We start from the raw sequence: 21,953 nt of genomic DNA, 5'->3' as shown, positions 1-21,953 counted from the left end.
GCCATGGAACCCGCAGTGATCGTCGGAGCCGCACTCGTGCGTGGCCAGGCCGTGCTGGCGCAGCAGCGCGCCTACCCCGCTGACATGGCGGGCCGGTGGGAGCTGCCGGGTGGTCGGGTGGAGGCGGGCGAGACCGAGCGCGAGGCTCTGCGCCGGGAGTGTGTCGAGGAACTCGGTGTCGAGGTGATCGTGCACGGCCGCCTCGGTGCCGACGTGCCGCTGTCGGCGGGCAAGGTGCTGCGGGTGTTCGCCGCGACGCTGGTCAGCGCCTCTGCCCGGCCGCGGGCGATCGAGCACAGGGCGCTGCGGTGGGTGGACATGGCCGGGCTGGCCGAACTCGACTGGCTGCCTGCCGATCGGGTGCTCGTGCCCGAGTTGCGGCGGCTGCTGTGCGCGCCCTACCCGCGCTGAGCCGATGAGCACAGTGACAGCGCCGAGAAACCGCAAGTTGCGGCGGCTGCCGCGTACGACCGACCCGTGCTGCGGCGCCCGCTTCGACCACTGCCGACCGTGCCCAGCGGCCTTACCGTGGTGGCATGTACGTCGTCTTGCTGACCTACACGGCGCCGCTGCAGGAGATCGACTACGCGCTGCCCGACCATGTGGAATGGCTCGCCAAGCAGTACGAGCACGAGTACCTGCTCGCTTCGGGGCGGCGGGAGGCGCACCTCGGTGAGGTGTTGCTGGCCAGGCCCATGCCGCGCGGCAAGCTCGACGCCGTGCTCGCGTCGGACCCGCTGGCGCTGGCGAACCTCGCCCACCACGAGGTGATCGATTTCGTCGTGACGAGAACGGCGGCGCAACTGCGCGAGCTGAACGAGTCCATCACACACTGAGCGCGTTTGCCCAGCTCAGCCACCATGGTGCCGGTGCACGACCGGCACTGCCGGTCGGTAGGGCACGCGGCGCGGCTATCCTGGTCGAGATCCCAGCTCGGGCGACAGCCCGCTGGTCATTCCACCCTTTTTCGCACCAGGGAGCTCACGCGTGCCCACAGCCGCCGCCGCGAGGACCAGGACGGACCTGCGCAACATCGCTATCGTCGCGCACGTCGACCACGGCAAGACCACGCTGGTCGACGCGATGCTGCGGCAGTCGGGAGCGTTCGAGGAACGATCGGAACCCGTCGACCGGGTGCTCGACTCCGGGGAACTCGAGCGGGAGAAGGGCATCACGATCCTGGCCAAGAACACCGCCATCCGAAGGCAGACCCCCGACGGTCCCGTGACGATCAACGTCATCGACACTCCCGGTCACGCCGACTTCGGCGGCGAGGTGGAGCGCGGGCTGTCGATGGTCGACGGCGTGGTGCTGCTCGTGGACGCCAGCGAGGGCCCGCTGCCGCAGACCAGGTTCGTGCTGCGCAAGACCTTGCAGGCGGGGCTGCCGGTGATCCTCGTGGTCAACAAGGTGGACCGGCCGGACGCGCGCATAGCCGAGGTGGTCGAGGAAACGCACGACCTGCTGCTCGAGTTGGCGGGAGACGCCGAAGGCGGTGAGGGCACCGCGGCCGACGACGCCGCGCTGGAGGCCGTGCTTTCCATGCCGGTGGTCTACGCGGCCGCGAGGGACGGCGTGGCCAGCCTGCAGCGACCGGCCGACGGCACGGTACCCGACGGCGGCAACCTTGACCCGCTGTTCGACGTGTTGCTGAGCCACATCCCGGCGCCTGTCGCCGACGCCGAGGCGCCACTGCGCGCGCTGGTGACCAACCTCGACGCCTCCAGCTTCCTCGGCCGCATCGCGCTCGTGCGCATCCACGCGGGGCGGCTGCGCAAGGGGCAGACCGTCGCGTGGCTGCGGGAGGACGGCACCGCGCAGTCGGTGCGGATCTCCGAACTGCTGATCACCGAGGCGCTCACCCGGGTGCCCGCCCAGCAGGCCAGCGCGGGGGATCTGGTGGCCATCGCCGGTATCCCCGACATCACCATCGGCGACACGCTGGCCGATCCGGACAATCCCGAGCCGCTGCCGAGGATCACCGTCGACGAGCCCGCGATCTCGATGACCTTCGGCGTCAACACCTCCCCGCTGGCGGGCAGGGGCGGTGGGGACAAGCTCACCGCCCGGCTGCTCAAGGCGAGGCTCGACGCCGAACTCGTCGGCAACGTCAGCGTCCGCGTGCTGCCGACCGACCGGCCCGACACCTGGGAGGTGCAGGGCAGGGGTGAGCTGGCGCTGGCCGTGCTGGTCGAGCAGATGCGTCGTGAGGGCTTCGAGTTGACCGTCGGCAAGCCGCAGGTGGTGACCCGCACCATCGACGGCAAGCTGCACGAGCCGTTCGAGCGGCTGTACGTGGACGCGCCAGAGGAGCATCTGGGCTCCATCACGCAACTGCTCGCGGCACGCAAGGGCCGCATGGAGCACATGAGCGGGCACGGCAGCGGCCGGATCAAGCTGGAGTACATCCTGCCCGCGCGCGGTCTGATCGGCTTTCGCACCGACTTCCTCACCGAGACCCGCGGCACCGGCATCGCCAACCACACTTTCGAAGGCTATTTCCCGTGGGCAGGGGAGATCCGGACCCGGCACAGCGGCTCGCTGGTCGCCGACCGCCCCGGTGCCGTGACCACCTACGCCCTGCTCCAACTCGCCGACAGGGGCACCTTCTTCGTCGAGCCGGGCGCAGAGGTGTACGAGGGCATGGTCGTGGGCGAGAACCCGCGCGCGGAGGATCTGGACGTCAACATCACCAAGGAGAAGAAGCTCACCAACATCCGCTCCTCCACCGGTGACGAACTGGAACGCCTGGCCAGGCCGCGCAGGATGGGCCTGGAGGAGGCGCTGGAATTCTGCTCGGTGGACGAGTGCGTCGAGGTGACGCCGAAGTTCGTGCGGGTGCGCAAGGTCACCCTGGACATCTCGCAGCGCGCCAAGGAGCGGTCGAGGGCCAAGAGCCGGGACAACGGCTGAGGCTGAACGGGAACCGCGACGGGTTCCCCCGCGTCACCCGGTAGGGGACGCGGACCGCCATCCGGGCTTGACATGCGATCTGGCAGTCTCGACACGACGGCGCACCGGGTCGTGGGCGCGGTGAGGCAATTGTTCGACGAGCAGGGAGGGGCTGCGGCGTGCGAGCGAAGGGCGGTAAGGCGGCTCATCCGTTACTGGTGCTGGTGCTCGCCGTGCTGCTGGCCGCGTGCTCGAACACCCCGCCCCCTCCTGTGGTGAGCACACCGATCGCGCAAACCTCGGCTCCTCCCGTCGAGACGCCGTCGCAGATCGTGGTCGGCCTCGACGACGTGGTGGGTGGCTACAACCCGCACAACCTCGGTGACCTTTCCACGGTCACGCAAGCGCTTTCGCAACTACTGCTGCCTTCACCGTTTCGTCCGGACGACGACGGCACCCTCACCCTTGACGAGAACCTGATGACCTCCGCCGAGGTGACCTCGGAGGAACCGTTCACCGTCACCTACCGCATTCGCCCCGAGGCATCCTGGTCCGACGGCGCCCCGATCGCCGTCGAGGACTTCGTCTACCTCGCCGAGGCGATGAAGACCCAACCGGGTGTGGTCGACCCCGCCGGTTACCGGCTGATCTCCTCGATCGAGCCCGGCGAGGGCGGCAAGCTCGTCGAGGTCACCTTCAGCGAGCCGTACCCGGGGTGGAAGACGTTGTTCGACAACCTGTTGCCTTCGCACGCGCTCAAGGACGCGCCTGGCGGGTGGCAGGGCGCTCTCGCGGACAGCTTCCCCGCCTACGGCGGTCCGTTCTCCATCAAGACCGTCGACAAGGAGCGGGGCGAGATCATCCTGGAGCGCAACGAGCGCTACTGGGCCAAACCCGCCGCGGTCGACAGGATCGTGTTGCACAGGTCGGACCAGCAGGGGATGGCCGCCGCACTGCGAAGCGGCACCGACCAGTTCGTTCTCGCCGCCACCGATGCCGACGGCGTGAAGCTGTTCTCCGAACTCGGTGAGGACGCCCAGTCCCACACCGTGGCGAGGCCCTATCTCGCCGAGGTGTTGCTACGCCCGGTCGGGCCCGCGCTTGCCGACGACAAGGTGCGTGCGGGAATCGCGGCGCTGCTCGACAGGGATCGGTTGATCGCGGAGGGCACCCAGGGTGGTCCCTCTTCCCGGCTGCGGGCGGGCGCCCAGGTGCTCGCACCCTCGGCGGAAGGCTACGCACCCACCATCCCCGCCGGGCCGCCGCGACGCCCTGCTCCGCGCCAGGCCGAGCGGCTGCTGACCGAGGCCGGCTACACCCGAGAGGCAGGCACCTGGGTCAAGGACGGCCAGACGCTGTCGCTGGTGGTGGCCTCACCCGGGCAGCAGGAACCCTACGCGCGTATCGCCGAGGAACTCAGCAGGCAGCTCATCGCGGCAGGGGTCGAGGTGACCACGGTTCGACCGCCGTCGAGAGAGCTGTTCTCCACGATGCTCGCCGCACCGGTGAGCACGACCGAGCCCGACGAGCCGACCGGACAGGGTCGGTCGCAGCCACAGAACGGCGAGGTCACGGTGGACATCGCCGTCGTGCCGAGGCCGGTGAGCGCGGACCCGGCTTCGACGCTTGCCTCGACGTTCGGCTGCGGTCCGGGCTGGGACTCCCAGCCGCCCGAGGACAGCGGCCTGCGGACACCGGCCAATCCCGCGGCGTTGTGTGACGAGGAACTGCAACCCGTGATCGATGCCGCGCTCAGCGGTACCGAGCCACTTCGGGACAGCCTTGCGGAGCTGGAGCCACGGCTGTGGCAGCGCAACGTGGCCATCCCGCTGTTCCAGTTGGCCGACACGCTGGCCATCGGCTCCACCGTCTCCGGGGTCACTCCCGGCCCGCCTCTTGTCGGGCCGTTCTCCTCCGCGGTCAACTGGACCAGAGGGCCCCGCTGAGGGTCTGCCGCCGGGTCGAAGGCCCACCGGCAGACCCTCGCGCTACAGCAGTTGGGCGCTCTCGGCGTAGTGGCACGCCGACGGATGCCCCTGCCCGTGATCGATCAGTTCGGGCTCGGTGTCCACACACAGGCTTCGCTGGCTCTCCGAGAGCGTGTTGGCGAACTTCGGGCACCGGGTACGGAACCGGCATCCCGTCGGTGGGTTCACCGGGTTCGGCACGTCGCCGGTGATCACGATTCGCTGCCTGCTGCGCTCCTTGCGCGGATCGGGCACCGGAATCGCGGAGATGAGCGCCTGGGTGTAGGGGTGAGCCGGACTCTGGAACAGCTGCTCGGCAGGTGCGAGTTCCACGATCTTGCCGAGGTACATCACCGCGATGCGGTCGGCGATGTGCCGCACGACGGAAAGGTCGTGGGAGACGAACAGGTACGACAGATCCAGCTGCGACTGCAGATCCTGCAGCAGGTTCAACACGCCCGCCTGGATCGAAACGTCCAATGCGGACACCGGCTCGTCGAGCACGAGCACCTTCGGCTCCAGCGCCAGCGCCCTGGCTATGCCGATCCGCTGCCGCTGACCGCCGGAGAACTCGTGCGGGAAACGGTTGCCGTGTTCAGGCCGCAGTCCCACGATGTTCAGCAGTTCGCGCACCCGTTCCTTGCCGCTGTCGCCGTAGAGACCGTGAATCCGAAGCGGCTCGGCCACGATCTCGTTCACGGGAATACGCGGGTCCAGCGACGCGTAGGGGTCCTGGAACACGATCTGCAGGCTGCGCCGCAGCCGCCGCATTTCCTTGTTCGGCAGGTCGTTGAGCCGCCTACCCTGGAACAGCACCTCTCCGGAGGTGGCGGGCTGCAGGTTCAGCACCACCCGCGCGGTGGTGGATTTCCCGCAGCCGGACTCGCCGACGAGGCCGAGTGTCTCGTTCGGATAGATGTCGAAGGAGACCCCGCACACCGCGTGCACGTCTCCGATCCTGCGGCGCAACAGCCCGCCACCGCGGACGGGGAAGTGCTTGACGAGGTCGCGGGCGGAAAGCACCGGCTCGTTGCCGGTGTCGATCGGCGCCGCGGCCAGCGATGTCTCCGTCATGGGCGTGCCTCGCCTTCGAGCGCAGCGGCAGGCTGTGGGTCGTCGGTCCTCGGCTGGAACAACTCGCCCGGTTCGCGGCCCTCCACCCGGTAGGAGAAGTGGCACGCCGCGAGGTGATCCGGTGTCGAACCCGGCTGGAGCGCGGGTTCTTCGGAGTCACAGACCTCCTCGGCGAGCGGGCAGCGTGGGCTGAACGGGCAACCCGGTGGCATGTTCACCACCGAGGGTGGAGAGCCCGCGATCGGGTTGAGCCGCTCGGCCTTGACGTCGAGCCGGGGAAGGCTGCCGAGCAGGCCGAGGGTGTACGGCATCCGAGGGGTGTAGAACACCTCGTCCGCGGTACCCGCCTCGACGACCTTTCCGGCGTACATCACCTGCACCCGGTCGGCCTGTCCCGCGATGACGCCGAGGTCGTGGGTGATCAGGATCATCGCGGCACCCGTCTCGCGCTGCGCGATCTGCAGCGACTCCAGGATCTGCGCCTGCACCGTCACATCCAGCGCCGTTGTCGGCTCGTCAGCGATGATCACGTCGGGCCGGTTGGCCATCGCGATCGCGATGACGATCCGCTGCCGCATCCCACCGGACAACTCGTGCGGGTAGGCCTTCGCCCGCTGCTTCGGGTTCGGGATGTGCACGGTCTCGAGCAGTTCGATGGCCTGATCCCGGGCGGCGTCCTTGCGGATGTCGTTGTGCGCCAGGATCGCCTCCGCGATCTGGTCACCCACCGTGTAGACCGGGTTGAGCGAGGTCATCGGGTCCTGGAAGACCATCGAGATGCCGCGGCCACGGACCGTGGACATCTCCTTGTCACCGGCTCCAAGCAACTCCTTGCCATGGAAGCGCACGGATCCGGTCACCTGGGCGGTCTTGGGCAGCAGGCCCATGATCGACATGGAGGTCACCGACTTGCCCGAACCGGACTCGCCGACGACACCGAGCACCTCACCGCGGCGTAGCTGGTAGCTGACTCCCCGGACGGCCTGCACCAAGCCGTCGTCGGTGGGGAACTGGACGGTCAGGTCTTCCACCTCGAGTACTGGGTCGGTGGAGGTCATGCGCGCACCTTCGTCTGCTGGGGGTCGAACGCGTCGCGCAGTCCGTCCCCGATGAAGTTGATCGTCAGCGCGATCAGGATGATGAAAAGGCCGGGGAAGTAGAACAGCCACGGCCGCGTCGAGACGGCGGTCTGGTTCTGGCTCACCAGCAGGCCCAGCGAGGTGTCGGGCGGCTGCACACCGAAGCCGAGGAACGACAACGCGGTCTCGATGAGAATCGCGAGGGCCACCAGGATCGTGGCGTTGACGATCACCGAACCGAGCGCGTTGGGCACCAGGTGCCGGAAGATGATCCGCAGATCGCTCGCACCGAGAGCCCGCGCGGCCTCGATGAACTCCTTCTCTCGAAGCGAGAGCACCACACCTCTGGCGACGCGGGACACGTATGCCCAGTACAGGCCGCCGAGCACGACCGCGATCAGCCACCAGCTGCCGCCGACGTTGTGCGCGAGCACCGCCGCGACGGCCAGCAGCGGCAGGGTCAGCACCAGGTCGGAGATGCGCATCAGGGCGGTGTCGATCCAGCCGCGGTAGAACCCCGCCACCGATCCCCAGATCGTGCCGACGAAGGTCGCGAACAGCGCGACCAGCACGGCGATGCCGATCGAGATCTGGGTACCACGCAGTACCTGGGCGAAGCTGTCATGGCCGACGGCGTCGGTGCCGAAGGGGTGGTCCAACGACGGTGGCTGCGAGTTGTCCCCGGTGAGGTCGGCCACGTCGTACTTCCACAGCGCGCCACCGACGAAGGCGAGCAGCACGATGGCCAGCAACACGAACAGGCTGCCGACGGCGAGCTTGTGTTGCAGGAACCTGCGGACCACAAGCTGTGCCTGGCTGCGCTCGGCGACGGTGAACTCGCGCTCGACGGGTGGCTGCGTCGGAGTGGTCACCGGCGGGGCGGTTTCGATGTTGTCAGGCATAGCGAATCCTCGGGTCGAGCACGCCGTAGAGCAGGTCGGCGACCAGGTTGAGCACGATGATGATGGTCGCCGAGAACAGCAGCCACGCCGTGATGGCGTAGACGTCGTCGCGCTGGATGGCCTGCAGCAGGAAGTGGCCCGCGCCGCGCCACTGGAACACGGTTTCGGTGACGACGGCTCCGGAGATGATCGACCCGAGGTCCAGTGCGGTGACGGTTGCCAGCGGGATCAGCGCGGTACGCAGCGCGTGGCGGCGCATCACTCGACCCCGGGGCAGGCCCTTGGCTCTCGCCAGCCGGACGTAGTCGCTGTTGAGCACCTCGAGCATGGAGCCGCGCTGGAACCGGCTCCACGCGGCGAAGGAGATGAGCGCCAGCGAGATGGTCGGCAGCACCATGTGGCCGAGCGTGTCCGCGAGCTGCGCCCACGCGCCGCCGGAGACGTACACCGAACTGTCGCCGATGGTGTAGAGCACCTGGTCGCCGACGGCGTTGTTGAAGCTGATGCCCGCTTCCTTGAGCAGGATCGCGAACCAGAACGAGGGCATCGCGAGGAACAGGAAGCCGGTGAAGGTGAAGGTGTAGTCGATACCGGAGTACTGCTTCACGGCGCTGACCACACCGACGATGACCGCGAGGATGAGCGCGATGAGCATCGCGGCGGCGATGAGTCGCAGTGTCACGAGATAGGCGCTGGTGACCTCGGAGCCGATGTCCATGGTCGACTGCACCGAGGGGCCGAAGTCACCCCGGAAGATGCCGGTCAGCCAGTTCCAGTAGCGCTCGAGCAGCGGCTGGTCGAGGTGCAGCCGCTGCCGCTCCAGTTCGATGGTGTGCGGCGGTGGCGGAGGGTTCTTCGCCATCAGTTGGTTCAGCGGATTGCCCGACAGCGACGCCATGAGGAAGACGACGAACGTCGAGGCGATGAGGATCGGCACCGATATCAGGAATCGGCGCAGGGCGTAGGCGAGCATGGAGGTCTTCCTGCTTTGAGCGAGTCGACGTGCGGTGACGTAGCTGGTGGCTGCGTCGCCGATTCAGCGTAGGTGGGGCCGGTCCGCATCCGGTGGGGAGGCCGCCTGTGACGACGGCCTCCCCACCGGTGGGTAGTGGTTCAGACGCGTGGCGTCAGCCTGCCCGCAGGCCCCACTCGCCGATGTTGTACACCGGACCGTCCAGCGTCGAGTTGTTGCGGATGTTGGCGATGTTGTCGTACGCCGCGATGAACGTCGGCTTCTGGTACAGCGGCAGCACGTAGGCGTCCTCGGCCATGATCTTGTTGGCCTCGTTCACCTTGCTGATGGCCTCCTGCCGGTCGGTCTCGGACACGGCCTCGCCCAGCAGCTTGTCGACCTGCTTGTTGCTGTAGTTACCGAAGTTGTTGCCCTGCCCGGTCGTCCAGTTCTGGAAGGCGTTGGCGAACGGGTACGGCGAGGCGACCCACGCGAACACCATCACGTCGTAGTCGCCGCTCTCCAGCGTGCCGCCGAGGTCGTCGGTCGGCTCCACCTTGACGTTCACGCCCAGCTCCTTGGCCGACTGCGCGAACAGCTCACAGGAGTCCTGCCGGATCTGGTTGCCGGTCGTGTAGCGGATGCGAAGCTGCGGCACGGCCTTGCCGTCGGGGTCCATCAGCTTGCCGCCCTCGACCTTGTAGCCCGCGTCGGTCAGGATCTGCTTGGCCTTCTCGATGTCACCGGCACCCTGCCCGGTCTGCGAGATGACGTCCTCGTAGCCCTCCTGCTGCGGCATGAAGTTGTTGCTGTTCAGCGGCTTCACCTTGTCGGTGAACTGGCCGACGGTGCCGTTGATCAGCGCCTCCCGATCCACCGCGGTGAACAGCGCCTGCCGAAGCGCCTTGTCCTTCAGCGCGGGGGTGTCGAGGTTGAAGTCGAAGTGCTCCCAGGTCAAGCCCAGTCCGATGTAGGAAGACACGTTGGGGATGTTGCGCACCTGGCTGACGAGGTCCACCTGCGGCTGCGGGTAGATGACCTGCACCTCGTTGTTGGCCAGCGCGGTCGGCTCCTGGGCGGCCTCGGTGATGATTCGGAAGATCACCCGGTCCAGCTTCGGCTTCTCGCCCCAGTACTTCTCGTTGGGCACCAGCGTGACCGACTTGTCGTTCTCGAAGTTCTCGATCTTGAACGGGCCGGCGGAGTAGTCGGGTACGTTCTTGCTGAACCACTCGAAGGCCGACTTCAGGCCCTTGGGCGTGTTCAGGTCACCGTGCTCCGCGGCGATGTGCGCCGGGTAGATCGGGTCGCCCGACTCCCACAGCTGCTGCCAGTCGGTGAACGGTTTGTCGAAGGTCACGGTGACCGTCTTGCCGTTGTCGGAACCCTCCACCGACTTGACCTGCTCGTAGCCTGCGGTGGTGGCCACGGCGCAGTCAGGGCAGTCGCGGCTGTTCTGCACCTTCCAGTTGTAGATGAAGTCGTCGGCGCTGATCGGCGTGCCGTCGGACCACACCGCGTCCTGGTTGATCTTGTAGACGATCGTCTGCGGGTCGTCGTTGGTCTGCTCCGCCGACTCCAGCACGTCCTCGTTCATCTTGAACGTCAGGTCGGGCTGGCTGATGAAGGTCGAGGGGAGCACGCCCTTGAGCACCATGCTGCTCTCGAAGACGTTCCCCTCGGAGGACGTGAGGTTCCAGTTGGGGATGTTCTTCTCGATGGCCATGGTGACCTCGCCGCCGTCCTGCAGCTGGTCGGCCGGAGCGGAGTTGCACTCGTTGGGGTTGGCATCACACTCGGCGAACGCCTGGCCGGTCTGGCCGCCGCCTTCGCCGTCGCCTTCCCCTCCCCCACCGCACGCGGACAGGACGAGTGCCGCTCCTGCGACGAGCGCGGCGTACCGCGCCACGCGTGACTTGCTTCTCAACATTGACTCTCCTTGCTGGACGCCATCGGGGTTCGAGGCGATCTCTGACGCTTCGCGGTGAGCTCTTCGATGTGATCGAGTTCGCGCACCGTTAACCCTGCACGCTAAGCACTGTGGCGACGCGTGCACCGCTGCGGACAGCGATCGTGATGCAACGGTGATTCCCTAACGACTACGCCGAACGAGTGAAATGCCGGTATTGCCGGTTCTCCAGCGTGACGGCCGTACGGGTTCCGCACCCCTGCTCCCTACTCCCTCGACGTGGCGCTTCTCGTAACGCCGGGAGAATAGCCGAGGTGTTCCGAGATGTGGACACCCCGAAGGAACTGAATGTCATTCAGTAACCAACCGGCAACACTTAGGTGTGCCGATTACCTAGTTAGGCTGAAGCCGTGATCCCCGCTGAACGCAGGCTCGTGATGGTGCACGCGCACCCGGACGACGAGAGCATCACCACGGGCGGCACGATCGCTCGCTACAGCGCCGAAGGTGCCCAGGTCACTGTGGTGACCTGCACGCTGGGCGAGGAGGGCGAGATCATCCCGCCCGACCTCGCGCAGCTGGGCTCCTGGGCGGGTGACCAGCTCGGCGGGTACCGCGCGAGCGAACTCGCGGCGGCGGGCAGCGCACTGGGCTGGACATCACACCGATACCTGGGCGGCATCGCGGCCTGGCGGGACTCCGGCATGGCTGGCACGCCCGCCGCCGAACATCCGCGCGCGTTCGTGCGGGGCGAGCTGCGCAGGCAGTCGGAGCAGTTGCTGGACGTGCTGAAGGAACTGCGCCCGCAGGTGGTCGTGACCTATGACGCCAACGGTGGCTACGGCCACCCCGACCACATCCGCGCTCACGACATCACGATGGCCGCGGCCGAGCGCGCCGAGTCGGTGTCGCGGGTGTTCCACACCGTCAACTCGGCCGCCGCGACCGCGCGAGGACTGGCCCAACTGCGCGCCCGCGACGACGTGCCCTTCCGGGTGCCCGATGCCGGTGAGCTGCCGACCACCGACGACGAGCTGATCACCACGCGGGTGGACATCAGTGCCCACCGCGACGCCAAGCTCGCCGCGTTGCGCGCCCACGAGACTCAGCTCACCGTGGGAGCCGACTGGTTCGCCCTTTCCAACAACCTCGCGCAACCGGTGCCGGACACGGAGTTCTTCGTACTCGCCCAAGGGCCGCGCGCCGGTGCCGACACCGACCTGTTCGGGGGCCTGTAGCCGTGCGAGAAAGGACAGCCGACCGGCTGCTGATCGCGGTGCTCGCCGCCGACGCCGCACTGCTGGCCGTGCTTGAGCTGTTCTACCTGCCGTTGCGGCTCGACGGTCTGCTGCTGCCCCGGTTGCAGGACGCACCCGCGCCGATCAGCGCCGTTGTCGCCGCAGTGACCACACCGCTGCTGGTGGTCGTCGCGGCCAGGCTCACCTCCCGCAGGTTGGCGACGGTGCCGTTGCTGGTGTGGTTGCTCACGCTGCTGGTGCTCGGCGTGCTGGGACCGGGCGGGGACGTGGTGCTGCTGGCCGACTGGCGCACGTTGCTGTTGCTTGCCGCAGGCGCGTTGCCTGGGGCTCTCGCGCTCGGCGGCTCACTGGCACCGGTCACCGGCCGATCTCGATAGGCTCGCCGACCGAGGCCAGCGCGACCAGGAAGGGCGGTTGTTCGATGGGGGAGGCCATCACCGACCGGCACGTCGTCGCCGCACTGCGGCCGTTCGTGCGTGCCACCGGGCCGATGGTGGATGCGCTACGCGAGGCCGACCCGTTCGGACTCGTCGCAGGCAGCGAGGCCGGCGAGGCCGGCGAGGAACCGGAGCTGAAACCGAAGTCACGAGCGCGGCTGGTCGAGGGGCTGCGGTCGGTCCGGGTACCGGGCACCACGGCGTGGAGCAGGATGGCTGCCGGTGAGCGCACCGACTGGTGGATCAACCGGGTCGGCCGGTTCACCTCGCTGCTCACCGCCGTCCCCGGCCTGGGCGGGGCGCTCGCGGACCGGCTGCCCATCCAGGACACCCTCGGCGCGGCCTCGCAGGGCGTGCTGCTGTGCGCCATCGCGGGGGAGCGCGGCGTGACCGATGTCGGCGATCGGGTCCGCCTCGTGGCGTGGGTGCTGTTCGAGCGCGAGATCCCGGCCGAACTCGCGCAAGGGCGCTTCGCCGGGCACGACACGGCCGAGGAGGACGCCGAGACCGGCAAGCTGACCGAGGAGTTGGACGAGTCGTCGAGGCGGTACGGCAAGGTCACGCTCAAGGCCTCGGCGCGAACGCTGTGGCGGCTGGGCCGCTCGTTGCTGGCGATCTCCGACGAGCTGGAGAAACGACCGAGTGGCCGCTTCTACCACCACGCCATCGGGATGCTGCCCGTGGTGGGAATGGTGGGCGGCTACTTCGGGGAACGCGCCGGGCTGAAGCGGGTGGCCAAGCGCGCGGACGAGTGGTTCGCCCGCAACACCTGACCCCGCGCGAGTCCCCCGTTCCCGCCCGCGAGTCCCCCGTTCCCGCCCGCGAGTTCTGCGTTGCCGCCCGCGAGTTCTGCGTTGCCGCCCGCGAGTTCTGCGTTGCCGCTCGGGAGGTCGGTCAGAAACGCCAGAACATGAAGATCATCTGCCCGAGTTGCGCGGCCCGCTCGTCGCCGCCGACCGCGCCGAACAGCGTGTCGGTGATGTCCCACAGCACCTGCGCGAAGCCGGGCAGCGCGAAGATCAGCGCGAACAGCACCAGTGGCGCCCATGGCCGCGCCTTGGCTCCGAACTCCCGCGCCTGCGGTGAAAGGTACGGCTCTATGGCACCGAAGCCGTCCAACCCGGGCACCGGCAAGATGTTGATCACGAACGCGAGGATCTGCAGCGAGGCGAGGTAGGAAAGGCCGACCAGCAGACCGAGCGGCATGTCCACCAGCGTCACCACGACCGTGAGCACGATCCCGAGGCCGAGGTTGCTCAGCGGGCCCGCGAGCGAGACCCACGACGACACCGAACGCGACCGAAGCGCCCACCGGTTGATCCAAACCGCGCCGCCCGGCAACGGGATACCGCCGATCGCCAGGATGATCAGCGGAAGCACCAGCGACAGAACCGGATCGGTGTAGCGCCGGATGTCCAGCGAGAGGTAGCCCTTGGCGGCCACCTCGCGGTCGCCGCCTCGGTAGGCGACCAGCGCGTGCCCGAACTCGTGGAACGTCAGCGACAGCGCCCAGCCGCCGATCACGAGGACGAACACCCCGACGGTTCCGAGCACGGTCCGGCCGGTGATGGTTACCGGGTCGACGAGCGCGGCCAGGATGCCGCCCGCGACGGTGACGGCGAGAATGACGTAGAAGAGCAGGCTGGGGCGGACCACTGAACGTTGCACGGGCCTAGTTTGTCCCATCCGGCTGCGGCGCGGACCACCCGTGTCGGATCCGGACGCGGTCTTCTCGGCGTGTCCCCTTGCGCACGGCGCCGGGACTATCCCCCAACCTCGCTACTCCGCTTGACCCAGCCTTACTACACGGGTGTAATCACATTGATGTCATTTTCGCTGTCTGAAGGGGGGCAGCGCGTGGCATCCCATACCGCCAAGCCTGGGAGTGCGTGAGAGCGAGGAGGCGGACGTGCGGTTAGACACTACTGGAATGGAATGGGGGCACGTCATGGAGTGGGGTGGACACCCGGACGACGATCTGGGCGTTCTCACCGACCTCCTCGATGTGGCGGGGGAGCAGGATTGGCAGGAGCGGGCCCTGTGCGCGCAGACCGATCCTGAGGCCTTCTTCCCGGAGAAGGGTGGCTCCACCCGGGAAGCGAAGCGTATCTGCCAGGGCTGCGAGGTCAAGGACGACTGTCTCGAGTACGCACTGGCGCACGACGAACGGTTCGGCATCTGGGGCGGACTCTCGGAGCGGGAGCGGCGCAAACTGAAGAAGCGCGCGGTGTGATCGCATACCGGGGCTCGTCGTTAGGGTAGGCGAACCGCCCACCCTTTCGAGCTACGGAGAGGTACTTGCCCCGGTCCTCCATCGAGTCTGCCGAGTTGTCGCCGCCATCGCTGTCGACCGCGCCGGTACTCGCCGTCCTGGTCTGTCACAACGGAGCGGAGTGGCTGCCGCTCGTGCTGTCCGCCCTGCGCCGCAGCACGATTCGGCCACGGCACATTCTCGCCGTTGACACCGGCTCCAGCGACGACACGGCTGAAATGCTCGCCGAAGCCGCGGGACACGGCGAGGACACCGCAGCGGTCATCCTCGACGGTGTCATCACGCTCGAAGCCGACACCGGTTTCGCTGCCGCCGTCGCGGCAGCCGTCGACAACGCCTGCGACCGCTGGGGTGATCCCGGCGCGTGGATCTGGCTGCTGCACGACGACAGCGCACCCGAGCCGACGTGCCTCGACATGCTGCTGCGGGCCGCGGACACCGCGCCGTCGGCGGCGGCTCTCGGCCCGCTCGCCGTGGACTGGACCGATCCTCGGCTGATCGTGGAGGCGGGACTGTCCACCGATGCCTCCGGCCAGCGCAGGCTGGCCGTGCCACGACGGTTCGGTGACGGCGAACCTGCGCCGGAGCAGACCACGGAAGTACTGGCACTGTCGAGCGCAGGCGCGTTGATCCGGCGGCAGGCGTGGGAGGAACTCGGCGGTTTCGACCGCGAGTTGCCGTTGCTGCGCGAGGACGTCGACTTCGGCTGGCGAGCCAACGCGGCGGGCAAGGTGGTGCTGTGCGTGCCGCCTGCACGGCTGCGGCACGTTCGGGCTGTGGCGACCGGCCGCAGGCAGGCGCACGCGTTGCCCGGTTCGCTCGCTTCGGTGGCGGCCGCCGACCGCGCCTACGGCTTGCGTACCTACCTCGTCAACTGCTCGACCTTCGCGTTCGTACTCGGCCTGCCGAGGTTGGCGTGGCTGGCTCTGTTGCGCGGTGCCGGGTTCGCCTTGCTTGGCGACCGGCAGCGGGCGCGCGCCGAGTTCACCGCGATCGCGTTCCTGTTCGGTGGTCACGCGAACCTGCGTGCCGCGCGTGCGGCGCGAACCGCTCGCGGCTCCGTGCGGGGGTTGTTCACCGGCAGGGCGGCCCGGCTACGGGAAGCGGTTGCCGCTTCGGCCGTGCGATTGGTGCGCAGGCGCGTGGAAAGCGACGCGGTGCTCGGCCGGTTGCCGCAGACCTCCGGGGACGAGTCCGCGTGGATTCCGCCCGAAGCTCGCTACAGCCGCGAAAGGCCGGTCGGCCCCGAGGCGCTGCCCGCAGGGGCGCGCCGTTCGATCCGATCACCGAGCGCGGGGTTGCGCAGGCCTGCCGAGATCGTCGCCGTCAGCGTGCCGCAGGACGACGCCGATGCCGAGCCGGGTGCGCTCGCACCATCGGCAGCGCAACCCTCACCGGGCCCGCAAGGCGGTGCAGGCGGCAGGGAACTGGTGTTCGTCGAGGTCGACCGCCGCAGGCTGCTCGCGGCGACCGTGTTCGCGCCCCCGTTCGTGTTGCTGTTGGCACTCACCGCGATCACACTCGCCGTGAACTGGCAGCGGCTGGGCCTCGACCTGTCGGGAGGTGCGCTGCTGCCGGTCGGCGAGCTCGGTCAGGTATGGACCACCTACCTCGAACCCTGGCACGCGGTGGCGGGAGGCACGGCGAGCACGGCTCCCGTCTCGCTGGCCGTGCTCGGCGTTCTCGGTGCGCCGTTGGCACCGCTCGGCGGCCCCGCCGCGGTTGTGGCCGTGTTGCTGCTCGGTGACGCACCGCTGGCCGCTCTGGTTGCCTACTTCTCGACGCGGCGATTGCGGGTCGACCGCTGGGTGCGCGCCGCCGTGGCCGCCGCCTACGGCCTGCTGCCGTCGGCGACGGCAGGGGTGGCGCAGGGCAGGCTCGACGTGGTGGTGGCACACATCCTGCTGCCCGCTGTGCTCGCGGGCGTCGCCGCCGTGCTCACCCGGTCGGACCGGCGTTGGTTGAGCAGCAGCGTGCTGTGTGCGCTCGCGCTCGCGGTGCTCGGCGCGTTCTCGCCGCTGGCCCTGGCGTTGACGCTGGTGCTGGCGCTGATCGGCTTCGTGGCGTTGCCGCAGCCTGCGCACCGGCCCGCCAGGTCGCTGGCCGCCGTCGCGATCGTGGTGCTGCTGCCGCTGGCACTGCTGCTGCCCTGGCTGCCCGCGCTGTTCAGCCACCCCGCGTTGCTGCTGCACGGCCTCGGCGGCCCGGCGTGGGTACTCCCGGGCGGCGCCGATCTCGCCGGGCTGGACCCCGCGGGGCCGGGTGGGTTGCCGGTGGGGATCGCCGTGGTGGCCGCGGCGGTCGTGGCCACGATCGTGCGGCCGACCGTGCGGCTGGTGCCTGGACTGGTGCTGCTCGCGCTCGGCGCGGCCGGAGCGGCGGTGGTGTCACTGCTGAGTGTGGTCCCGCTCGGCGGGGTCACACCGGCGCCCGGCTTCACCGGGGTGCCGCTGCTGTTCGCGGGCGCAGGAGCGCTCGCCATGGTGCTCGGCGCGGGCGTCGCAGGCCGCGACGCCGTGCCGAGGCAGCTCACTCGGCTCGTCGCGGTCGCCTGCGCCGCGCTGGTCGTCGCGCTCGGCGCGGGCGCGGTGGCGGCGGGCAGGCAGGGGCCGCTGCAGGCGGGAGGCGGGCTGCGGCTTGCCCCGTCGCTGACCGCCGAACTCGCCGAGACCGGGCGTGGCGTGCTGGTGCTCGGTGAGCGGGTCCGCCAGGTGGCCGCCCGCACGCCGAGATTCGGTGATGACGCCATCGCCCCGGTGGCGGGCGTGCCGCAGCGGCTCGCGGGCTGGCAGCGGGAACTGCTCGCGGGCTCGCCGGAAGCGGTGACCTCGGCGGCAGCCGCCGGTGTGCTCTTCGTTGTGCTCCCGCCGGGCGAAACCGGCGCCGCGCTGCGGGCGGCCGCGCCCGACCTGGTGACCGGGGCGGCGCCGACCGGTGACGGCCGGGCCGTGCTGCGGCTCTCGCCGGTGTCGGGCAGGGTCACGCTGGTGTCGCCGGAACAGGCCAGGCGCGCGGTGAGCGGCCAGCCTCCCAGCGGCGAACTGATGGGTGGTTCGGCCGTGGCGCCTGTGGATGCCTGGCCGCCGAAGGTGCGGGTACGGGTTTCCGACGGACCCGCCGGTCGCCTGCTGGTGCTCGCGGCCGAGCACGAACCCGGCTGGCGCGCGACCGTGAACGGTGAGCCGGTGCCCATCGTGCCCGCGTGGGGGCACCAGGTGGCGGTCTCGGTACCGCCGAGGCAGTCCGACGTCACCGTGGAGTACCCGGCCGTGCTGCACAACCTGCTGCTGCTCGGCCAGGTCGCGGCACTGCTGTTCACGGGGCTCACCGCGATCCCGGCCCGCCGTCGCGGTCCAGCCCGCCGTGGCGAGCGGGCAGGTCCGCGAGCACGTGCTTCTCAGCCGCCGTCGATGATGTCGGGTTCCACTCCCAAGTAGCTGGCCACCTGCTCCACCAACACGTCGTGGACCAGGTCCGCCAGCTCGGCCGGGTCCTTCGCCCGTGCCTCGAGCGGCCTGCGGTACAGCACGATCCTGGCCCTCGTCGGCAGGCCGGTCTTGTCGACGCCCGCGGGCACCAGCCGGGAGATGGGTACCGAACCGTCGAGCAACAGGCCGTCGGCCTGCGTCTCGGGTAGCTCCGTACGCACCTCGGGCACGTCGTCCACAGCCACGTCCAGTTTGGTGAGCTCGTGCCGCCAGCGGGCCTCGATCGGTTCCAGCGCGTCGAGCACCAGCGCGTCGAACTTCTCGGCGCGGCTGGCCGCGGCGGGCAGCGTAGCGGGATACAACAGCCCACGCAGGCCGCGACCGTGCCGGTCGCGGCGGTGCCGCCGCCGCTGTCGCGAACTCCGAGCCGTAGCCACGTGGGGAAGGGTACGCTTTCGCGCGCCGACCTTCCCGGTGTGTCTGCGCCGCGTCCGGCGCCACACCGGCTATCGTGACCAACCGTGCCGAGCGTGCGGAAGTGTTCGCGGACGGGTTGCCTTGAGCCCGCGGTCGCCACGCTGACCTACGCCTACAGCGACTCCACGGCCGTGGTGGGACCGCTCGCCACAGCATCGGAGCCGCACTCCTACGACCTCTGCGAGGCGCACGCGCTACGGCTGACCGCGCCGAGGGGTTGGGAGGTCGTACGGCACGAGGGTGAGTTCGCGGCACCGGAGCCGTCCAGCGACGAGCTCACCGCGCTCGCCGAGGCCGTCAGAGAGGCAGGCCGCACCGACCGCGCTCCCGCCCCCGCCGAGCAGCCGGAGACCGGCTCCGGCAGGCGTGGCCATCTGCGCGTGCTGCCCGGCCGCGCCTGACAACACAGCGCGTGTCGGTAGGCTCTTGCGCGGGTATCGACGCTTGCGAGAAGCCACCAGCACGACGATCGGGGAGAGGCGTGTCAGACCTGTCGGCCATCGTGAAGGCCTACGACATCCGAGGTGTCGTCGGTGAGCAGTTGAACGAGGATCTGGTCACCGACTTCGGGGCTGCGTTCGCGCTGCTCATCAAGCCGGACTCACCGTCGGTGGTGATCGGCCACGACATGCGGGAGTCCTCGCCCGGCCTCGCGAACGCGTTCGCGCGCGGCGTCACCTCGCAGGGTCTCGACGTCGTGCTGATCGGACTGGCGAGCACCGACGAGTTGTACTTCGCCTCCGGCCGGTTGAACATGCCGGGTGCGATGTTCACCGCCAGCCACAACCCCGCCAGGTACAACGGCATCAAGCTGTGCCGCGCGGGCGCTGCGCCGGTGGGGCAGGAGTCCGGTCTCGCCGAGATCAGGGACACCGTCGAACAGGGTGTGCCCGAGTTCGCGGGCCAGCCGGGCACGGTGACCCAGCAGGACATGCTTGCCGACTACGCGCAGTACCTGCGCACACTGGTCGACCTCAGCGACATCCGGCCACTGAAGGTGGTCGTCGACGCGGGCAACGGTATGGCGGGGCACACCGTGCCCGCCGTGCTCGGGCAGGACCTGCCCATCGAGATCGTGCCGATGTACTTCGAGTTGGACGGCAGCTTCCCCAACCACGAGGCGAACCCGCTCGACCCTGCCAACCTGGTCGACCTGCAGGCGAAGGTTCGTGAGGTCGGTGCCGACGTGGGGCTTGCCTTCGACGGTGACGCCGACCGCTGCTTCGTGGTGGACGGTGACGGCGAGCCGGTTTCACCCAGCGCGGTCACCGCGCTCGTGGCCGTGCGCGAACTGGCCAAGGAGCCGGGTGCCACGATCATCCACAACCTCATCACCTCCAAAGCGGTGCCCGAGATCGTCAGCGAGCACGGCGGCAACCCGGTGCGCACGAGGGTGGGTCACTCCTTCATCAAGGAGAAGATGGCCGAGACCGGCGCGATCTTCGGTGGCGAGCACTCCGCGCACTACTACTTCCGGGACTTCTGGCGTGCCGACACCGGCATGCTCGCCGCCATGCACGTGCTGGCGGCGCTGGGGGAACAGCAACGCCCGCTTTCGGAGCTGGCAAGGCAGTTCAGCCGGTACGCGGCATCCGGTGAGCTCAACTCCACGGTCGACGACCAGGTCGCGCGCCAGTTGGCCGTCAAGGACGCGTTCGCCGGGCGAAGTGGTGTGAGCATCGACGAACTGGACGGGCTGACGGTCGACCTCGGCGAGCGCGGCTGGTTCAACCTGCGTGCCTCCAACACCGAGCCGCTGCTGCGCCTCAATGTGGAGGGCCCCGACGAGGGCTCCGTGAAAGCTCTCACCGACGAGGTGCTGTCGATCGTTCGCGGCTAGGCCGCGACTGCCCACGGTGGGGCTCACAGTGGTAGAGAGGAAGAGTGGGAGGACAGATGGCGGTCACCATCGACGCGGACCTGTTGGAGATCCTGGCGTGCCCTTCGCCGGATCACGCGCCGCTGACGCCGGGCTCGCCGGACGACCCGGACGCGGACGCACTGACCTGCACCGCGTGCGGCCGGGTGTTCCCCGTGCGCGACGGTATCCCCGTGCTGCTGCTCGACGAGGCGACGCCCCCGACGAAGGGCGACGAGCGAGAATCCCGTGACGAATCCAGCCCAGACGGTGCTTGACGACTCCTTGCTCGACGACCCCGCGCGGTTGGCCGAAGCCGACGGTGCGGGGCTGCTGCGCGCCGCGGCGATGGCGGGTGCGCAGGTCAGGGCCACCGCGGAGGCTGCTGCCGAGTTGGAGCTGTCCGAGCGGCTCGACCTGGGCAGGCCCCGCTGCCTCGTCCTCGTGGTGCGGCCTGGTGTCAGCCGTTCCGCCGCTCTCGTGCTCGAGGCGCTGCTGGCTCACACCAGCCCGGTGCCCGTGGTGATCAGTGACCTTGTGCCCAGTTGGATCGGCGCGCTCGACGTGGTGCTTGCCCACACCGACGACCCCTACGACCACGACCTCGCCACCTCACTGGAGCGCGCGGCCCGCTACGGCTCGACCGTGGTGATCTCCGCGCCGCCGGACGGTCCGGTGGCGTCGTCGGTCGCGGGTAGGGGACTGCTCATCGCGCCCCGGGTTCCGGTGCCGCCCGAGCTGGCGTTTCCCAGGGCTCTTGCCGCCGGGCTGCTCACGGCCAACACGCTCGGCCTCGTGGTCGCCGACATCGAGTCCCTCGCCGACCAACTCGACAACGAGGCCGAGAAGTGCCACCTCGGTCACGAGTCGTTCGTGAACCCGGCCAAGGGGCTCGCCCTTCGACTTGCCGAACACACGCCGATGCTGTGGGGCCTTGACCACATCGCCGTGGCCGTCGGCCACCATGCCGGTCACGCACTGGCCGCGCACGCGGCGCTGGTCAGCGACGTCGCCGACTACCGGCAGGCCGTGGCCAGGCCCGCGCTCTACCGCGCGGCGCTGGAGGCCGCGGGAAACCGTGACATCTTCGCCGATCCCGACGATGACCTTGCGCAGGGACCGCCACCGCGGGTCCTGCTGCTTGCCGTGCGCACCGGACCGGCCGCGGACGGCGCGCGGTTTCGGACGGGCGAGGCACTGCCCTCGGCGGACGTGCTGGCTCCTGCCGACGAGATCGAGGCCGATGACGTCGGCAGGGCCGCCGTGCTGGCATTGCGGTTCGAACTCGCCGCCGTGTACCTGGGCCTCGCGGCAGGGACCATCGGTGGAGCCGGTCGTGCCGGGCAGGCCACCGCCTAGGAGGCGCGGCGCGAAAGGAACGGAGAGGTTGTGGCTGACATGCGTCGCGGTCGGCTCGCGTGCACGCATCCGACGCAAACGCTGCCGG

At 69.3% G+C, this 21,953-nt stretch carries 20 protein-coding genes; 13 read left to right on the top strand and 7 right to left on the bottom strand.

Translation table 11 applies throughout. The annotated features are described in order from the left end of the window. The first annotated feature begins 3 nt into the window (after positions 1-3). From SACMADRAFT_RS21540 to SACMADRAFT_RS21525, 4 genes are all read left to right on the top strand, one after another. A complete protein-coding gene (locus SACMADRAFT_RS21540) occupies positions 4-411 on the top strand; it encodes a (deoxy)nucleoside triphosphate pyrophosphohydrolase (protein ID WP_009155967.1) in 408 nt (135 codons plus the stop codon). A gap of 125 nt (positions 412-536) precedes the next feature. Further along, positions 537-836, top strand: a complete 300-nt coding sequence (locus SACMADRAFT_RS21535; RefSeq protein ID WP_009155966.1) for a YciI family protein — start codon at positions 537-539, stop codon at positions 834-836. Between the two features lie 151 nt (positions 837-987). After that, the gene (gene typA / locus SACMADRAFT_RS21530; protein ID WP_009155965.1) at positions 988-2,913 is read left to right on the top strand and encodes a translational GTPase TypA; all 1,926 of its coding nucleotides are present in this window, start codon (positions 988-990) and stop codon (positions 2,911-2,913) included. Between the two features lie 158 nt (positions 2,914-3,071). Next, on the top strand, positions 3,072-4,838 hold the full coding sequence (locus tag SACMADRAFT_RS21525) for an ABC transporter family substrate-binding protein (RefSeq protein ID WP_009155964.1): 1,767 nt from the start codon (positions 3,072-3,074) through the stop codon (positions 4,836-4,838). Between the two features lie 42 nt (positions 4,839-4,880). Here the strand turns inward: SACMADRAFT_RS21525 and SACMADRAFT_RS21520 are convergent, their stop codons facing one another. The 5 genes from SACMADRAFT_RS21520 to SACMADRAFT_RS21500 form a co-directional block, all read right to left on the bottom strand. Then, a complete protein-coding gene (locus SACMADRAFT_RS21520; protein WP_009155963.1) occupies positions 4,881-5,933 on the bottom strand; it encodes an ABC transporter ATP-binding protein in 1,053 nt (350 codons plus the stop codon). Further along, a complete protein-coding gene (locus SACMADRAFT_RS21515; RefSeq protein WP_009155962.1) occupies positions 5,930-6,991 on the bottom strand; it encodes an ABC transporter ATP-binding protein in 1,062 nt (353 codons plus the stop codon). The genes SACMADRAFT_RS21520 and SACMADRAFT_RS21515 overlap by 4 nt, the downstream gene beginning before the upstream one ends. Then, complete coding sequence (locus tag SACMADRAFT_RS21510) at positions 6,988-7,914, bottom strand: ABC transporter permease (RefSeq protein ID WP_009155961.1); 927 nt, start codon at positions 7,912-7,914, stop codon at positions 6,988-6,990. The genes SACMADRAFT_RS21515 and SACMADRAFT_RS21510 overlap by 4 nt, the downstream gene beginning before the upstream one ends. Then, a complete protein-coding gene (locus SACMADRAFT_RS21505; protein WP_009155960.1) occupies positions 7,907-8,887 on the bottom strand; it encodes an ABC transporter permease in 981 nt (326 codons plus the stop codon). Before SACMADRAFT_RS21505 ends, SACMADRAFT_RS21510 begins: the two co-directional genes overlap by 8 nt. 154 nt (positions 8,888-9,041) lie before the next feature. Continuing rightward, positions 9,042-10,796 carry an ABC transporter family substrate-binding protein gene (locus tag SACMADRAFT_RS21500; protein WP_009155959.1) on the bottom strand — a complete coding sequence of 585 codons (1,755 nt, stop codon included), beginning with the start codon at positions 10,794-10,796 and terminating at the stop codon, positions 9,042-9,044. Between the two features lie 389 nt (positions 10,797-11,185). On the opposite strand from SACMADRAFT_RS21500, the gene mshB reads away from it, so the two are divergent. From mshB to SACMADRAFT_RS21485, 3 genes are read left to right on the top strand one after another with little or no spacing between them, the layout of a single operon-like run. Further along, positions 11,186-12,013: an N-acetyl-1-D-myo-inositol-2-amino-2-deoxy-alpha-D-glucopyranoside deacetylase gene (gene mshB, locus SACMADRAFT_RS21495; RefSeq protein WP_009155958.1), complete on the top strand. Its 828-nt coding sequence runs from the start codon at positions 11,186-11,188 to the stop codon at positions 12,011-12,013. A gap of 2 nt (positions 12,014-12,015) precedes the next feature. Continuing rightward, the gene (locus SACMADRAFT_RS21490) at positions 12,016-12,411 is read left to right on the top strand and encodes a hypothetical protein (protein ID WP_009155957.1); all 396 of its coding nucleotides are present in this window, start codon (positions 12,016-12,018) and stop codon (positions 12,409-12,411) included. A 44-nt stretch (positions 12,412-12,455) separates the two neighbouring features. After that, positions 12,456-13,244 carry a hypothetical protein gene (locus SACMADRAFT_RS21485; protein WP_009155956.1) on the top strand — a complete coding sequence of 263 codons (789 nt, stop codon included), beginning with the start codon at positions 12,456-12,458 and terminating at the stop codon, positions 13,242-13,244. A gap of 121 nt (positions 13,245-13,365) precedes the next feature. On the opposite strand, the gene SACMADRAFT_RS21480 is transcribed toward SACMADRAFT_RS21485, so the two are convergent. Further along, positions 13,366-14,139, bottom strand: a complete 774-nt coding sequence (locus SACMADRAFT_RS21480; protein ID WP_040925826.1) for a site-2 protease family protein — start codon at positions 14,137-14,139, stop codon at positions 13,366-13,368. Between the two features lie 241 nt (positions 14,140-14,380). Between SACMADRAFT_RS21480 and SACMADRAFT_RS21475 the strand changes: the two genes are divergently transcribed. Together SACMADRAFT_RS21475 and SACMADRAFT_RS21470 are read left to right on the top strand one after the other, a co-directional pair. Continuing rightward, a complete protein-coding gene (locus SACMADRAFT_RS21475; protein ID WP_009155954.1) occupies positions 14,381-14,704 on the top strand; it encodes a WhiB family transcriptional regulator in 324 nt (107 codons plus the stop codon). 65 nt (positions 14,705-14,769) lie between these two features. Beyond that, positions 14,770-18,180 carry a glycosyltransferase family 2 protein gene (locus tag SACMADRAFT_RS21470; protein ID WP_009155953.1) on the top strand — a complete coding sequence of 1,137 codons (3,411 nt, stop codon included), beginning with the start codon at positions 14,770-14,772 and terminating at the stop codon, positions 18,178-18,180. Here SACMADRAFT_RS21470 and SACMADRAFT_RS21465 read toward each other — a convergent pair. After that, positions 18,141-18,608 (bottom strand): metallopeptidase family protein, encoded by a 468-nt coding sequence (locus tag SACMADRAFT_RS21465; RefSeq protein ID WP_009155952.1) that lies wholly within the window; start codon positions 18,606-18,608, stop codon positions 18,141-18,143. The two genes, SACMADRAFT_RS21470 and SACMADRAFT_RS21465, sit on opposite strands and share 40 nt — an antisense overlap. Positions 18,609-18,692: 84 nt before the next feature. On the opposite strand from SACMADRAFT_RS21465, the gene SACMADRAFT_RS21460 reads away from it, so the two are divergent. The 4 genes from SACMADRAFT_RS21460 to SACMADRAFT_RS21445 all read left to right on the top strand — a co-directional run bounded on the left by SACMADRAFT_RS21460 (position 18,693) and on the right by SACMADRAFT_RS21445 (position 21,865). Then, complete coding sequence (locus tag SACMADRAFT_RS21460) at positions 18,693-19,049, top strand: DUF3499 domain-containing protein (protein WP_009155951.1); 357 nt, start codon at positions 18,693-18,695, stop codon at positions 19,047-19,049. An 80-nt stretch (positions 19,050-19,129) separates the two neighbouring features. Continuing rightward, on the top strand, positions 19,130-20,488 hold the full coding sequence (locus tag SACMADRAFT_RS21455; protein ID WP_009155950.1) for a phosphomannomutase/phosphoglucomutase: 1,359 nt from the start codon (positions 19,130-19,132) through the stop codon (positions 20,486-20,488). 56 nt (positions 20,489-20,544) lie between these two features. Further along, a complete protein-coding gene (locus SACMADRAFT_RS21450; RefSeq protein ID WP_009155949.1) occupies positions 20,545-20,784 on the top strand; it encodes a Trm112 family protein in 240 nt (79 codons plus the stop codon). Continuing rightward, positions 20,777-21,865 (top strand): hypothetical protein, encoded by a 1,089-nt coding sequence (locus SACMADRAFT_RS21445; protein WP_040925825.1) that lies wholly within the window; start codon positions 20,777-20,779, stop codon positions 21,863-21,865. Before SACMADRAFT_RS21450 ends, SACMADRAFT_RS21445 begins: the two co-directional genes overlap by 8 nt. The last annotated feature ends 88 nt before the right edge of the window (positions 21,866-21,953 follow it).

The organism is Saccharomonospora marina XMU15 (genome assembly GCF_000244955.1).
Taxonomy (GTDB): domain Bacteria; phylum Actinomycetota; class Actinomycetes; order Mycobacteriales; family Pseudonocardiaceae; genus Saccharomonospora_A; species Saccharomonospora_A marina.
Note: the sequence above shows the minus strand (reverse complement) of the source record. Positions and strands in the feature narration are given on the sequence as shown.